General features: G+C 70.7%; 10 protein-coding genes. 6 read left to right on the top strand and 4 right to left on the bottom strand.

The genetic code is table 11. The annotated features are described in order from the left end of the window. Nucleotides 1-130: 130 nt before the first annotated feature. The 4 genes from AC07FK_RS00185 to eccE form a co-directional block, all read right to left on the bottom strand. Nucleotides 131-364: a DUF397 domain-containing protein gene (locus AC07FK_RS00185; RefSeq protein ID WP_138899087.1), complete on the bottom strand. Its 234-nt coding sequence runs from the start codon at nucleotides 362-364 to the stop codon at nucleotides 131-133. Between the two features lie 121 nt (nucleotides 365-485). Further along, complete coding sequence (locus AC07FK_RS00180) at nucleotides 486-3,332, bottom strand: SCO5717 family growth-regulating ATPase (RefSeq protein WP_479101175.1); 2,847 nt, start codon at nucleotides 3,330-3,332, stop codon at nucleotides 486-488. A 214-nt stretch (nucleotides 3,333-3,546) separates the two neighbouring features. Further along, nucleotides 3,547-4,371, bottom strand: a complete 825-nt coding sequence (locus AC07FK_RS00175) for a hypothetical protein (RefSeq protein ID WP_479101173.1) — start codon at nucleotides 4,369-4,371, stop codon at nucleotides 3,547-3,549. Continuing rightward, complete coding sequence (gene eccE / locus AC07FK_RS00170; protein ID WP_479101172.1) at nucleotides 4,371-5,696, bottom strand: type VII secretion protein EccE; 1,326 nt, start codon at nucleotides 5,694-5,696, stop codon at nucleotides 4,371-4,373. The genes AC07FK_RS00175 and eccE overlap by 1 nt, the downstream gene beginning before the upstream one ends. 317 nt (nucleotides 5,697-6,013) lie before the next feature. Here eccE and eccB point away from each other — a divergent pair, with 317 nt between their 5' ends. From eccB to AC07FK_RS00140, 6 genes are all read left to right on the top strand, one after another. Continuing rightward, entirely contained in the window at nucleotides 6,014-7,594 is a 1,581-nt protein-coding gene (gene eccB, locus AC07FK_RS00165) for a type VII secretion protein EccB (protein WP_479101170.1), read from the top strand. Between the two features lie 205 nt (nucleotides 7,595-7,799). Then, a complete protein-coding gene (locus AC07FK_RS00160) occupies nucleotides 7,800-8,111 on the top strand; it encodes a WXG100 family type VII secretion target (protein ID WP_069926597.1) in 312 nt (103 codons plus the stop codon). Between the two features lie 48 nt (nucleotides 8,112-8,159). Continuing rightward, entirely contained in the window at nucleotides 8,160-8,444 is a 285-nt protein-coding gene (locus tag AC07FK_RS00155) for a WXG100 family type VII secretion target (protein WP_479101168.1), read from the top strand. A 131-nt stretch (nucleotides 8,445-8,575) separates the two neighbouring features. Then, nucleotides 8,576-9,859, top strand: coding sequence for a type VII secretion-associated serine protease mycosin (gene mycP, locus AC07FK_RS00150; protein WP_479101166.1), 1,284 nt, complete (start codon nucleotides 8,576-8,578; stop codon nucleotides 9,857-9,859). A gap of 27 nt (nucleotides 9,860-9,886) precedes the next feature. Beyond that, a complete protein-coding gene (locus AC07FK_RS00145) occupies nucleotides 9,887-10,231 on the top strand; it encodes a hypothetical protein (RefSeq protein ID WP_479101164.1) in 345 nt (114 codons plus the stop codon). A gap of 43 nt (nucleotides 10,232-10,274) precedes the next feature. Next, complete coding sequence (locus AC07FK_RS00140; RefSeq protein ID WP_479101162.1) at nucleotides 10,275-11,861, top strand: WXG100 family type VII secretion target; 1,587 nt, start codon at nucleotides 10,275-10,277, stop codon at nucleotides 11,859-11,861. Nucleotides 11,862-11,967: the final 106 nt, after the last annotated feature.

Below are 11,967 nucleotides of genomic sequence, written 5' to 3'. Positions count from 1 at the left end.
TTTTGTTTCCCCCCCCCCTGTTGGACAAAACCCCCCCCCCACCCCCCCCCACCCACCGAACCCAACCCCCCCCCCCCCCGGCCCCCCCCCTGGGGTCCCCCGGTGCTGTCACGGCATCGGCGGCCGCGCTTCAGGTCAGGTCGAACTCGCCGTCGCGCGCGCCGAGCACGAACGCCCGCCACTCCGCCTCCGTGTAGCGCAGAACCGTCTCCGGGTCCACGGACGACCTCATCGCGACGGCCCCCTCGGGCAGGTACGCGATCTCGACCCGCTCCTCGTGCTCGCTCGTGCCGGGGGCGCTGTGCCACTCGACGCCAGAGATGTCGAGGGCGTACAGCTCTTCCTTCTCCTGTGCGCTCCCCATCAGTCAAACTCCCTTTCGGCAACGGGCAGGACGTCGTCCGGGCATCTTAGGCCGACCCCGGGTGCCGTGCGCACCATCAGCTTGTAGCAACTCACCCGCACGAGGGACGACCGGCGGGTACTTACTGGGTCCAGCCGGGGCCGGGCTGCTGGGGGTTCTGCGGCGGGGCCGGCTGCTGCTGCCAGCCCTGGCCCTGCGGAGGCTGCTGACCCGGCTGCTGCCAGCCCTGGCCGGGCGGGGGAGCGGCGCCGGGGTGCTGCTGGGGCGCGTACCCCTGCGGCGGCTGCTGCTGGTGCGGGACCTGCTGCGGCGGAGCCTGCTGCTGGGCGAAGCCCTGGCCCTGCTGGGTGCGGGCGATGTCCTCGGCGACGAGGGCCGAGAGGTGGAAGTACGCCTCGCGGGTCTTGGGACGCATCATGTTCAGGTCGACTTCGGCGCCCGCAGCCAGGTGTTCGTCGAAGGGCACGACGACGACGCCGCGGCAACGGGTCTCGAAGTGCGCGACGATGTCGTCCACCTTGATCATCTTGCCGGTCTCGCGGACCCCGGAGATCACGGTGAGCGATCGCTGCACCAGGTCGGCGAAGCCGTTCGCGGAGAGCCAGTCGAGCGTCGTCGACGCGCTGCTCGCTCCGTCCACGGACGGCGTGGAGATGATGATGAGCTGGTCGGCCAGGTCGAGTACGCCGCGCATCGCGCTGTAGAGCAGTCCGGTGCCCGAGTCGGTGAGGATGATCGGGTACTGCCTGCCCAGCACTTCGAGGGCGCTGCGGTAGTCCTGGTCGTTGAACGTCGTGGAGACCGCCGGGTCCACGTCGTTGGCGATGATCTCGAGACCGGACGGCGCCTGCGAGGTGAAGCGGCGGATGTCCATGTAGCTGTTCAGCTGCGGGATCGCCTGGACCAGGTCGCGGATGGTCGCGCCGGTCTCGCGCCGCACGCGTCGGCCGAGCGTGCCGGCGTCCGGGTTGGCGTCGATCGCGAGGATCTTGTCCTGGCGCTCGGAGGCGAGCGTCGCGCCGAGCGACATGGTCGTCGTGGTCTTGCCGACGCCGCCCTTGAGGCTGATCACCGCGATCCGGTAGCACGACATCACCGGCGTGCGGATCAGCGCCAGCTTGCGCTGCCGCTCCTCCTCTTCCTTCTTGGCGCCGAGCTTGAAGCGGGACGGACCCGAGTTGTTCTTACGGGCCTTGGGCTGGTTGCGCAGCAGCCGGTCGGAGGAGAGCTCGACGGCGGCGTTGTAACCCAGCGGCGTACCGGGCGCGGCCTGCTGCTGGGGAGCGCCGGCCTGCGGGCCCGTCGGGGCGGTCCAGCCCTGGGAGCCGTAACCGGTGGGCGCGGCCGGGGGCTGCTGCTGGGGCGCCTGCTGCTGCGGGTGCTGCTGGTACTGGGGCTGCTGGGCCTGCGGTTGCTGCGGGGGCGCGGGCTGCGCCGCCTGCGGATAGCCGTAACCCGCCTGCTGCGGCGGGTAGTTGTATCCGGGCTGCTGCGGCGGCTGCGCCTGGGCGGGCTGCGGCTGGGGCTGCGCGGCCTGCGGGTGCCCTTGCTGCGGCTGCGGCTGCGGCTGCTGCACGGGCTGTTGGGCCTGCGGCTGTGCGGCCTGCGGCGCCTGCTGCTGGGGCTGCTGCGGGTAACCCGGTGCGCCCGGCCCGCCCTGCGCGGGGTAGCCCGGGTGCTGCTGCGGCACCGGCTGTTGCTGCGGCAGCGGCTGGGCCGCGCCGAACGTGCCCTGCGGGGGCGTCTGGTACTGCGGATGGGGCTGCTGCTGGGGGAACGGCTGCGGATAGCCGTAACCGGCCGCCTGCGCGGCTGCCGCGGCCTGCTGGTCCGGCTGCTGACCCTGCTGGGGGGCGCCCTGGACCGGCTGCTGGGGGTACCCGTACCCGTCCGGCACCGCCTGCTGCGGCACGCCCGGCACGGGCTGGGCGGGCGGCTGCGCCGCGGGCTGGTAGCCCTGGGGCAGCGGGGGCAGTTCCTGCGAACCCTGCGGCTGCGCCTGCGCCGCCGGCTGCGGCTGGGACACGGGCGGCTGGGCCACGGGCGGCGCCGGCAGCGCGGCCTCGGGTTCGGCGGCGGTCTCACCGGCGCCGTCGCCCGCGGCCCCGGCCCGGGCGGCGGCCTCCTCGTCGGACGGGGCCTCGGCCTCGCCCGCCGGGGTCTCGCCGCCGGGCTCCTCGGCGGCCTCTTCCTCGTCGTCGGGGCTGCCGAAGAGCGCCGCGGCCTCGGCGTCGGCGGCGGCGTAGTTCGGCTCGGGGACCTCCGGGGCGGACTCCGCCTGCTGCTCCTGCTCGGCGGCGGGCGCCTCGGGTGCCGCACCCTGGGGCGCGCTGTCCTGCGCGTCGTCACCGACCGGGCGCAGTACGGGGAAACCGGGCGCCGGGGCCTGCGCCTGGGGCGCGGCGACCGGGGGCTGCTGCTGCGGGTACCCGTAACCGCCGGACGTGTCCTGGCCGGGAACCGGTGCGCCGGGCACGGGCTGCTGGGCGGCCTGCGGGGGCGCGGGCTGCTGCTGAACAGGCTGCGGGGGCGCGGGCTGCTGGGGCGCGGCGGGCGCGGGCTGCTGGGGGTATCCGTACCCGCCCGGCGCGGCCTGCTGCGGGTACCCGTAACCGCCGGCCTGCTGGGGCGCGCCGGGCCCCTGCTGCTGCGGGAAGCCGTATCCACCCGTGCCGTACTGGTCCGCCTGCGGTGCCCCCTGCGCGAACGGCTGCGCGGGCGCCGGGGCCTGCGGGGCGGGCGGCCCCGGCTGGGCGGGGCCCTGACCCAGCGGCGGCCCGGTCGGCGGCGGCGCGGAAACGGGGCCGGCGTTGTCCTGGCCGCCCGGCGCGGAGCCACCCCGCGTGCTCTGGTCGTACCAGGCAGGAGGCTCGTAGACGATTTCGAACTCGCCGGTGAGATCCAGCTCGCGGTCGTCCCCGTCCGAGGACTGGCCGTCGCCGTGGTACTCGGACCGATCCCTGTTCACTGCTTTGCCTCCTGGTCAGCAACTGCTGCTGGCGTCGTCGCGGTCGGGCGGATGGGGTGGCGCGTTCCTACGCGGCTGCGACGTTCACCGCATCACCAGAAGACTAATCTTTCGCCCCACGGTACGGAAAAGCGCCCTTGCGTGCGGACCGGCTCCGCGGTTCCCCCGCCGGCCCGCACGCCCCACGGCCCTCCACGACGCCCGGCGCGTGCCCTCAGTCCAGGCGGCGGGCCATGCCGAGCAGGCCCGTCTCCGCGTCCGTGGGTTCCGTCATGACGTACTTGCGGTGCTTGCGCGTACACCACAGGGCGACGTTGTCGGACAGCGTCGGCAGCATCTCCAGGTGCTCCGCCGGGATCCCGAGTGTTTCCCGTACGACCTCCGTCTCCTGCGGCGAGATGCGCTGGATGCCGACCAGCTGCGCCTGCGCCAGCCAGCGCGGCGCGTGCTCACCGACGAACGGCAGCACGGTCACCACGGCCTGCCACGGAAGCGAGGTCACGCGCCCGCGCGGGGGACGCACACCGCAGTCGCGGATGAGGACCACGGGGCTGGAGACCGAAGGACCCTGCGCGGGCACCCGGCCCACCGGGTAGACAGTCATGCACTGCTGACCGCCGCCCGCCGCCTGGGCGAGCTGCTGCCACGCCTGCGGACGACCGGTCTCGACGGCCACACGGGCCCCCGTCGCCGCCGAGCGCAGCGCCAGTACCTGGGCCATCCACAGACCGCCCACGACGACGACGTCGAACGGGGTGGGCCGGGCCAGGCCGAGCACCGCCGGCTGCGACTGGGTGTCGGTGCCGATGATGACGCCGTCGTCGCCGATCGGCACACTGATCGCCGCGATCTCCTCGGCGGTCACGACATGACGGGTGCGGCGCGGCCCGCGCAGCCCGAATCCCGGGCTGAAGATGCGCCGTTGCTGCTGGGCCGTCTCCGGCCGGATGACCGGGATGAGACCGGTGTCGGTGGGCGAGGCCACGTGCGCCGGGGTGCGGGCGGGCTCCTGGCTCCTGGTCGGCGTGGGGTAGGACATCAGGAGGTACCTCCGAGCGGAAGGGTGGCGAGTGCTCCGGGCACCTGTTCCCGGTCGAGGCGCACGAGGCCGACCTTGGCCGCACTCGCGGCACGCTCCAAGTCCCGGCGCACCTGGTCCAGTTCGTTCTCGCCCCGGCCGGTGATACGTACGTGCCCGGCGACGGAGATCCCGCGGTTGCCCGCCTTGCTCAGGGTCATGCTGAACGTCGTTGCGAGGACGGGCAGCGAGGTGAACTGCGTGACGAGCCGCGGCAGCGCGACACCGCCGTCGCCCAACTGCGGCCAGCGGGAGATCCAGTACGTGGAGTGCCACCGGTCGTCGACCCGCCAGCTGCGCACCGACTCGACCGTACGCCGTTGGGCCGGCCGCCCGTCCTGGCCGCGCTGGGCGTTGGCCCGCGGATTGAGACAGCTCGACGTGGCGAGGGCCTGCACGAGTTCGTTCTCGTCCAGGATGGTCGCCCGGAATCCCGCGCCGGCCAGCCGGCTCGCCAGCTGGTCCGCGACGCGCAGCAGCGCACGCTGGGCGCCGGGGACGCCGTCGCCGCGCGCCTCCACCGCCTCGGGGCACAGCTCCGGGTCGAGCTTGAGCGCGACCCAGGTGAGCCGCAGGGCGGGGGAACCGGCCTGGGCCTGGAGAGGTCCGTACGACCGTGCCGCGACGGACTGCTGGGGCAGGTGCGGCGCGGGCGCCGGCTGGGTGTGCTGCACGACCTGCGCGGAGGCGAGCCTGATGCCGTCGACCTCCAGGGCGTCCTGGACTAGCTGCAGCGGGAGTTGGCGATTGGCGAACCCCGGGCGCAGCGGCTCGTCGGCCGGCTGCACGAAGAGCACGGCCGTCAGGAACGATCCGTCACCGATCATGCCGATCGAACGGTCGTCACGGGAGACGAAGGTGTACGTCCGCAGCGCGGGGTCGCACTCCACGGTCGGGGCCAGCATCGGGTCCGTACCGGGCGGCACGGGCAGCTTGGCCTCGCGCCGGCGGCGCTTGAGGGCGCGCGTCGTCTCGAACCACTCGGGCAGCGGACGGTGGTGCCGGCGCACGATCGCCAGGAGCAGCAGCAGCGCGGCCACCGCGCCGGCCGGGGCGAGCAGCCAGGGCTTCGAAGTGGCCCAGGCGGCCAGCATGACGGCCGCCGCCAGCTCGACCAGGATCAGCTGCTGGAGCCGCAGCGGGCCCAGGCCGCCGGGGTGCGGCAGCGTGCGCGGCGCCGCGGAGTTGCCGGCCGCCGCGGGAGCCGGGGCGGGGGCGGCTCTGCGGCCACGGCCCGGTTGCTGCTGTGCGCGGCGTCCGCGCCGAGTGCTCGTAGCGCTGGTCATCCCCCGGGACATCCCTTTCGCGAAGTGGTGGCCGTCGTCGGTGCGGTTTCCGTCTGCGCGGATCGCGGCGACGGGGCCTGGGGCCACAATTGCCCACGTCAGTTGTGCGAGTGGTCACGGTACCCGTTGATGAACACGGGGCGACACAGGTGCCGGGCTACGAACATGGCACAGGGCTGTGAAGATGCGGCGGGGACGGCGCACCTGGTGGATCACGGTCGCGCGGCGCAGTGCATAGTAGGTGCCCTGTTCGGCTGAAGCAGCCTTCACGCACGACCAGCAGCCTTCACGCACGACCAAACGGGAGAGCCAGGACCATGGCAACGCGTCGGGATGAGCTCGCCGCCTATACGTTCGCTCGCAAGCGCACTGTCGCAGCGTTCCTGGCGCCTTCGCCCGGAGGCTCGGACGAGGGAGCGCCGCGGCCCGTCCGTACGGTGATGCCCAGCTTGGCGGTGGGTGTCGTTCTGGTGATCGGCTTCATCGCCTGGGGCGTCCTCAAGCCGGCGGCGCCCAAGGGCTGGGACACTCCCTACCAGCACATCATCGTCGACAGCGACTCCACCACGCGCTACGTCGTCATCAAGGACAAGGCGGCGAACGGCAAGCAGGTCCCGACGCTGCACCCCGTCCTCAACTACGCCTCCGCCAAGCTCCTTCTGGACAAGGGCAAGGGCACCGTCATCGAGGTCCCCGGCAAGGAGATCGACAAGAGCGGCATCCCGCACGGCGCTACGCTCGGCATCCCGTACGCGCCAGACCGGCTGCCCACCACGGAGGAAGCCGAGAAGGCGAAGACGTGGGCGGTCTGCGAGCAGCCGGCCCCGGGTTCCAACACCGCCATCGACCGCGCGGTGTTCGTCCTCGACGAGGAGGACGCCAAGTCGGTCGGCGGCACGGGGAAGGTCGACGCGCGCGAGGCGCTGTACGTCGTCGACACGAGGACGAGGGCGGAGTACCTCGTCGACGGCAAGGGCAACGCCTTCGTCCTGGGCGGCTCGGCGGGGCTCGACGACACGGAGATGCAGCAACTGCGCGCCTCCGTCATGAGCTCGACGGCCAAGCCGCAGCCGGTGAGCACGGAGTGGCTGAAGACCCTCAACCCCGGCGGTGAGATCTCGTTCCCCACGGTCGAGGGCATCGGGGAGCAGACCACGCTCCAGCAGCTTCCCGCCGAGGCCGCGACGGTCGGTCGGGTGCTCAAGGCGGAGGAGACGCAGGGGCATCAGTACTACGTCGTACTGAAGGACCGGGTCGCGTTGATCTCGCCGTTCGTCGCCGCCCTCCTGCTGGACTCGCCGTCCGCCTCGAAGGCGTACGGAACCGACGAGGTCGCCGCCGTCAAGGCCGACACCACGACCATCATCGCCGCCAACGGCGGGCGCAGCGAAGCCTTCTACGACGACAAGGGCTGGCCGCACGACGTCCCGCGGCAGGCCAACCCGGCGGCGACGGCGACGGAGGCGGCCCGTACCACCTCGTGCAGCGTCTTCAGCGGAGGCATCGGAGCGGACGCGAAGCCGAAGCTCGCCGCCTGGGCGGGCTCCGCGTACCCCAAGAAGGTCATCGCCGACTCGCTGAACGCGTACGTCTCTTCGGGCTCCGGCCTGCTCTTCAAGGAGGTAACGGGTGCGGCAGAGGGCGGTGGCTCGACGTATCTGCTGACCGACACGGGCCTGCGCTACTCGCTGCCGTCGAACAACGACAGCGCGGCAGACAAGAGCGGCACCGGCGACTCGTCCTCCTCGGAGAGCGGGGCGAGCGAGACGGACAAGGCGCGCACCCGCCTCGGATACGAGAAGGTCAGCCCCACCGCCGTGCCCCAGCCGTTCGCCGAGTTCATCCCGAAGGGGCCGTTGCTCGACACCGGCAGCGCCGCGCAGCCGCAGAGTCAGTGACCCCAACGGGCATAGGCGGCACGGCACTTGGCGTTGTCGATCACAAGGCCGTCGCGCATGTGTGTGAACTCTGTAACTGATAACCGCCACATGTGGATGTGTGACGGACGGGCGATAGAGTGTGTGCAGCGCTCACTGATATGACGCTTATCCGGGGAGTGGCACAGGCTTCCCGGACCATCAACGACATGGGGGAAGGTTCACCATGGCCGGGCAGTTTCGGGTAACAGAAGATGAGCTGACCAGGCTCTCGGGCCAGATCGCCACCGTGAATGGTCAGATCCAGGGCGAGATCCGCCGTCTCGACGGCGTGATCAGCCAGATCGCGGGGGGCTGGCAGGGCCAGGCGGCCAAGTCGTACCACGAGCTCCAGAACCGGTGGAACGAGGACGCCAAGAAGATGAGCGACATCCTCAACGACATCAAGGAAGCCGTGGACTCCACGCGGAGCAACTACACCGCGTCGGAAGAGCAGCAGAACGCTGAAGTCAGCAAGATCATGTCCGACTTCGGCTGAGCCGACTCTTCCCGCCTTCTCACGACTTCTTCCTGAAAGGGAGCGACGATGTCGATTCTCGTCAATTACGCCACCATCACCAACGCGTCCACGGACGTGAAGAACACCGCCGGCCGTATCAAGCAGCAGCTGGACGACGTCGAGGCCGCTGTCCGCCGTGTCGCCGCCACCTGGGAGGGTGAGGCGCAGGAGGGTTACCAGCGCAAGCAGCGCGAGTGGGACAAGACCGCGGCCAACCTGCACGCGACGCTGATGAAGATCTCTGCTGCGCTGCAGAGCTCGGCGGAGAACTACCAGGCCACTGAGAAGAGCAACGCCAACACCTGGGGCTGATCCGACCCGAGGCAAGACGAGTTGGGCCGGCCCGGCGACGCCACGGCGTCCGCTGGGCCGACCCACTTCTGCGACAACCAGATCTTCGGCCGATTCCCGGACCGGAGCGAGAAAGCCTGGGGAGCCTGAACATGGGGGTCCTGACACCCCGTCCGCGTACGCGCACGAGTGGAACCCGCGCACTGCAGCGGGCATGTGGCGTTCTCGCGGTCGCGGGGGTGTGCTTCACGGCCGCCCCGCCGGCAGCGGCCACCGCCACTCCGGTCCCCACCCGTCTCGCGGACGCCGACAAGCCGTCCTTCGGGCTGTCCTCCAGCTCCGAGTGCACGTTCGGCGGCAAGACCATAAAGTCCACGCCCTGGTCGCTCCAGCGCGTACTCCTGGACCAACTGCGGGCGCAGGCCACGGGCAAGGGCGTCACGGTCGCCGTGATCGACACCGGCGTCGACGACTCCAACCCGCAGCTGCGCGGCGCGATGGCCCCGGGCGGCAAGGACTACGTCGGCAAGTCGAAGGACGGCACCGACGACATCGAGGGCCACGGCACCAGGGTCGCGGGCATCATCGCGGCCCGGCCGTACCCGGGCACCGGCTTCGCCGGCATCGCACCGGAGGCCAAGATCCTCTCGCTCCGCTACACCGGCGGCGAGGAGAAGCAGGGCGACTCGGGGACGATGTCCGCCGCGATCCGCGACGCGGTGGCCAAGGGCGCGGACATCATCAACATCTCGTCGGACACGGCGAACAAGAAGGACAACGGACCGCTGCGCAACACGGTGGCGGCCGCCGTGGACGCCGGCGCCCTGATCGTCGCGGCATCCGGCAACGACGGCGCCGACGGCAAGTCCGCCGACACCTACCCGGCGTCGTACCCCGGGGTCCTGGCGGTGGCGGCGTCCGACCGCAACGACGAGCGTGCCTCCTTCTCGCAGGCTGGCGACTTCGTCGACATCGGGGCGCCCGGCGTCGGCATGGTCTCGACCGTCCCGAAGGGCGGCCAGTGCACGGCCGACGGCACGAGCTTCGCCGCCCCGTACGTGGCGGGCGTGGCGGCGCTGCTGAAGGAGAAGCACCCGAAGTGGACGGCCGCCCAGATCACCACCCGCATCCAGGAATCCGCCCAGCGCCCCGGCCGCGGCCCGAACCGCTACCTGGGCTGGGGCGTGGTCGACCCGGTCGCCGCCCTCTCGGATGACTCCACCCCGGGCACCCGCCCGAAGCCGGACCCACCGGTGACCGCGGGCGCCGGCGAGGTCATCCCGATGGCGGTGACGATGGGCGAAACAGAAGCGGAACAGGAGCGCCGGGTCGCCATGTACGTGGTGGGCGCGGGCCTACTGCTGGTGCTGCTGGCAAGCGGAAGCGGAATCGCGGTGCGCGACTGGCAGAAGAAGCGCACCGGGCAGTCAGGTTAAGAAACACAGGGGAGAGGACAACGGGGTATGAGCAACGGAGTGCGGGTCGATCTGAGCGCGCTGGATGAGGTCATCCGGAAGCTGCTCGGTCTCCTTGGCGACATGGAGTCGGCCAAGACCAAGGCCAAGTACGAGACGAACATCCCTAGCAGTGCCTTCGGCAGTGACAAGTTCCTGGAGTCGAACGCGCTGCACGCGGCTCACGAGGAAGAGAAGGTCCGGATCGAGAACATCATCCGAGGGCTTCACGACCTCATCGAAAAGTTCGGCACGAGCGCTTCAAAGGTCAAGGACAAGTACGCCGACCAGGAACTCGCGGTCGAGACGAACATGGGTGGCGGATCTCGTGGGTCCAAGGGCTCGGCTTTCTAGAAGGCTTACAGGCATCGGCCACTGACGGAGGGGATGTTCGAAGATGGTGTACGGCGGTTACCACCCCACACCCGAGCAGATCAAGGCACAGCAGGAGGCGCGAGAGCAGCGCATCCAGGACAAGCACGACGAGATTCTTGAGGAGCAGCCCAACGGGGGTAAGGGGGGGCCAGATCGCAGTGAGATCGACACGCCCCTGATGAACCTGGGTATTCCTGCCCTGAAAGACATGATCATGAACGCGGATCCGGACCGGATCTACGAGGTCAGTCAGCACTGGAAGCAGGTCCACAACATCCTCTCCGGAGGAGACGGTGACGGCAAGAGCGGCGGTGTCGACTCGGTTTCGGCCAAGGACAGTGTCGCCGGCATGCTGCAAGCGGCTGTCGACAACGTTTTGGAACACTGGGAAGGCGAGGCGGCCCAGGCGTTCCAGCGTGAAGCGGCGAAGATCTCCCAGAAAGTCAGGAACGGCGCAGCTTGGGCGAACCGCAACGCGCAGATGATGGACGCTGCCCAGAAGGACCTGCGCGCATCCAGGGAGAAGATGCGGGACATCAAGGAACCGTCCGGCTGGGACAGGGCCTGGGACAAAGCTTTCGATGACGAGCGGAATGACGCTCGGCTGCTGGAAGACATCAAGAACGGTGCCAGCACGGAGGCGGCGGCGAAGGCGAACGCGGATTCGCTGTCGCTGGGTAAGCAGAAGCAGCTGGAAGCTGTCGCGGTGATGGAGCAGTTGGCGTACAACTACAAGACTTACGCAAAACCGCCGAAGGTTGGTGGTGACCCCAACGACCCCTACGCCCCCCCGTCTGGCGACGTGCCCATGCCCCCTCCCATCACTGTGCCGAGCCCTTCTGGCAATGCGCGGCCGGGTGCGGTTGGTGCAGCTCCGAAGCCTTGGAGTGCTGGCGGAACTAGCCAGATCGGCACCGCCCCACAGATTCCGCGCGCGAAGGGCATTACCGGTGGTGCCCCGCTGCCACCCACTACCGGAACAAACGTGGACAGCATCAAGCCCGGGCTGACTGGCCCCGGTCTTAGCCCTGGCCCCATCCCCGGTGGTGGCGGAGGTGGTGGTGGCGGCGCCGTGCCGCCCGGCGGTGTTGCTCCGATCGGAGGACCTGGTCTCGGCGCTGGCGGCGGACGCGGCGGCATTGGCGGTCCGCGTGGGATCTCCCCAGTCGGGCGCAGCGGCCTCAGTGCTCCGGGAGGCCGTGCTGGCCTGAGCGGCGGTCCGGGAGGCGCCGGAGCCGCCCGTGGTACAGGAGGTCGAGCCGGCATGGGCGGTATGGGCGGCGGTGCCGGGGCCGGTGCGGCCGGTCGAGGCGGCGCTGCAGCGGGCGGTCGTGGAGCCCTCGCGAAGGCTCGCGGCGGCGTAGTCGGAGCGGCCAAGGCGCCTACCGGTAAGGGCACAGGCACCGGTGCCGGCTTGCACGGAAGCCGCGGCGGATCTCAGCGCGGTGGCATGGCGGGCGGCATGGCCGGAGGCATGGGCCGAGGCAATGGCAGGCGCCCCGAGGACGAGAACAGCAGGGGCGAGCGCCCCGACTACTTGGTCGAGGACGAAGAGACCTGGATCTCGGAGGAGGACCGCAAGCGCAACGTGCCGCGCAACATCGAGTAGGCACACACGCGGCCCGACTGGCAAGCTGCCACCGGGCCGCGTTTGCAGGCTGGCGTAACCAGTCGTAGTTGAGTGAGGAGCAAGGAATGGGTGTCAAGCGAGTCTG

The sequence above is a fragment of the Streptomyces sp. NPDC046122 genome, assembly GCF_056429965.1.
Note: the sequence above shows the minus strand (reverse complement) of the source record. Positions and strands in the feature narration are given on the sequence as shown.